This window comes from Campylobacter sp. RM16189 (genome assembly GCF_012978815.1).
Classification (GTDB): Bacteria; Campylobacterota; Campylobacteria; order Campylobacterales; family Campylobacteraceae; genus Campylobacter_A.
This window is the reverse complement of record NZ_LIWR01000021.1, coordinates 1-2,719: the sequence shown is the minus strand read 5'-3', so window position 1 is coordinate 2,719 and position 2,719 is coordinate 1. Positions and strand designations below refer to the sequence as shown.

At 34.7% G+C, this 2,719-nt stretch carries 2 protein-coding genes and 1 tRNA gene; all 3 read right to left on the bottom strand.

The genetic code is table 11. The annotated features are described in order from the left end of the window. Positions 1-1,227 (bottom strand): tyrosine-type recombinase/integrase (locus CDOM16189_RS07930; RefSeq protein ID WP_170000951.1); only part of this gene is annotated, 1,227 nt, incomplete at its 3' end. Between the two features lie 201 nt (positions 1,228-1,428). Beyond that, positions 1,429-1,503: transfer RNA gene (locus CDOM16189_RS07925), tRNA-Asn, on the bottom strand. 147 nt (positions 1,504-1,650) lie between these two features. Beyond that, entirely contained in the window at positions 1,651-2,556 is a 906-nt protein-coding gene (locus tag CDOM16189_RS07920) for a radical SAM protein (RefSeq protein WP_169976000.1), read from the bottom strand. Positions 2,557-2,719: the final 163 nt, after the last annotated feature.

The following is a 2,719-nucleotide window of genomic DNA, read 5'->3' as shown; positions in this document are numbered from 1 at the left end:
CTCTCTCAGTTTTTTGTGCCAATAATTAAAGGCTTTTCGCTTGCCGTCCTCAAATTTAGCCCTATGATATGATTCATCGGATCTAACGACTTTTCTAAATTTATGGTCGATACAAAGCGAAAGCACCTCTTCGGTAAATCCTAGCTTTTTCTCAAAGTTCATCTCACTCATCATAGTTCGAAAAGTAGATCGAAACCCATGCATGTGTACCTCTCCTTTGAATCCCATACGGATGAGAGCCATACGCATCGTCCCATCACTCATAGGCGTATGATATCCTAGATGAGAAAAAATATACTCTCTATCGGGTCGATCATATGTTCTCACTTTTTTTAAAAAGCGAATAGCCGTATCGGTTAGAGGTAATACGAAATCCTCACCCATTTTCATATCACTACCTTTTATCCTCCATACCTTTTCTGAAAAATCTATATCCTCCCATTTTGCCATTCTAGCATTTACAGGGCGGACAGCATACATGATTGTCCATTTCATACAGTCTTTTACGATGGAATCGCCAAAATAATTATTAACGGCCTCGAAAAAAGGCACTAATTCTTTTTCAGAGGTAAAAGCCTTTCTAGGCTCAGACTTAGCTTTTATGAAAAAATTTTTAAAATTTTGAGAGATAACTCTAACAGGGTTTATTTTTATCAATCCCTTTATGGTTGAGTGGTCTAAGCAAAGATTAAGCTGATTAATGACTTTTACTAGAGTAGTTGTTCTAGGGTTATCCTCCGTTTGCAACGATTTTAAGGCTCTTAAAAAAATAGGCCTAACTTGAGCTGGTTCATCAATAATTTCAAGAGGAATATCTTTTACAAGTGGCAAAAATAATCTCTCAAAACGACTGATGATTTCATTTATCGTTTTTAGATGAGCCCTTGATTTTGCGGTCTCTTTTTTGTAGTCTTCCCAAAGCTCGAAAAAATTTTGAGGGTTATGATCTACATAGTCTATATTTTTCATAGTTATTTTTGCAAGAGCTACATTTGCTTTTTTTGTAGCTTCTACGATCCCAAAAAGCCCATATTTGAAAGTACCTACTGTCACATGAGTATATATAGCGTTTGACTGTCGATATTTATATTTGAAAACCTTTGTACCGGATGGATATACATGAATTTTTAGCCCTTTTACGCCCTCTACGCTATGTATAGTAGTTTTTTCGGGTATAGGTAGTGCTTTTATTTCTCGGTCGCTTGAAACATCCTGAGTATTTTTCATTTGAGTATCCTTTTTGAGAAAAGTGAGACACTGAGACACTATAGAGAAAGTGTCTCACTTTTGTCTCACTTTTTTTGGAAAAGTATAGCAAAAAAAAGAAAAAAGCGGAAAAGTTGAAACAGAAAAAGGGCGTTCTAGGCTCGTATTTTAGGGCTTTTGTAAAAAAATTAGAAAGTTTAAGAATTGAGTGGAAAAAGTAAATGGCTCCGGATGCTGGATTCGAACCAGCGACCAATCGGTTAACAGCCGACTACTCTACCGCTGAGCTAATCCGGAAAATTGATAAAAGAAGCCGTATTATAGAAAAAAATATGTCTTTTGTCAATAAAATTTAGCTTAAAATATATAAATTTCTAAAATTCTATTAAATATTCAGACAAATAGCTTATATTTAGAGTAAATAATAAAAAAATATGCTTCAAATCAAGATATTTTATAAAATTTAACTCCACTTACATTTGTTTCATATATCTTGCCGTCTTTTATAAGCTCATTTAAATTGTGCTTTGAGATTTCAGAAAAACTATTTTTCACATCTATATCGCTTTGAGGACGACGACAAGAGAGTTCTAGTAATTCTTCTTTGGTAAAATCAAGCATTTTATCTCCATATTTGGCGCTGGCTATGACACAAGGTATATTTGTGATATAGCCAGCTATTTCTTCTAAAGTATCTCTATTAACGCCTTTTACAGGATAGGCTGGAGGACGGTCAATGGTGCTTATATCTACTCTTGATGGGGCAATTTTATTTATAGCCAAATTTAAAGCTTCAAATTCATCTTTAGTGTCGTTAAAGCCTTCTACTACAAGAATTTCAAGCACAAGCTCGCCCTTAAATTCGTTTCTAAACTCAGACATCTTTTCTATTAGATCAGACACTATAAGTTTTTTATCTCCGCGATCTATTTTACGAAATGTCTTTTGAATAGCGCTATCAAGGCTAAATTTAACTATATCAAGCGCCAAAATCGCATCATAAATTTTAGAATTTAGCACGCCCGTTCCATTTGACAAAATCAATAACTTTGCACTATCTTTTATTAAATTTAATCTACAAATAAGCTCCTTTAAATTTGGATATAAAGTTGGCTCGCCATTTGCAGTGAGCGTAATCACATCGATATCTTTGTGGATTTTTAGTGCAGCTGAAACTTCCTTAATAATTTCTTCTATGCTAATAGGATCTGAAATTTTATCAACAGTTTTTGAGGCGGTTAATTCGCAATAGACACAATCAAAATTGCAAGATTTTTTGTCAGGAGACAGGTCAACTCCAAGCGATCTACCAAACCGCCTGGAGCTAACCGGTCCAAAAACAATGGACATTAAAATTTCTTCTTTCTTACATCCTCTGCTATAACTTTAGCCATATTGTCAACTTCAGAAGTAACTTCGTTTGTACTATTGGCCACTTGGACATTTTGTCTGGTGAGATCATCTATCTGATTTACGGCTTGATTTATCATGTGCACAGCCTCGCTCTCTTCTC

Bases quoted from the DNA above. Each gene is read 5' to 3' on its own strand.
- CDOM16189_RS07920 (WP_169976000.1), bottom strand. From the start codon at position 2,556: ATGTCCATTGTTTTTGGACCGGTTAGCTCCAGGCGGTTTGGTAGATCG.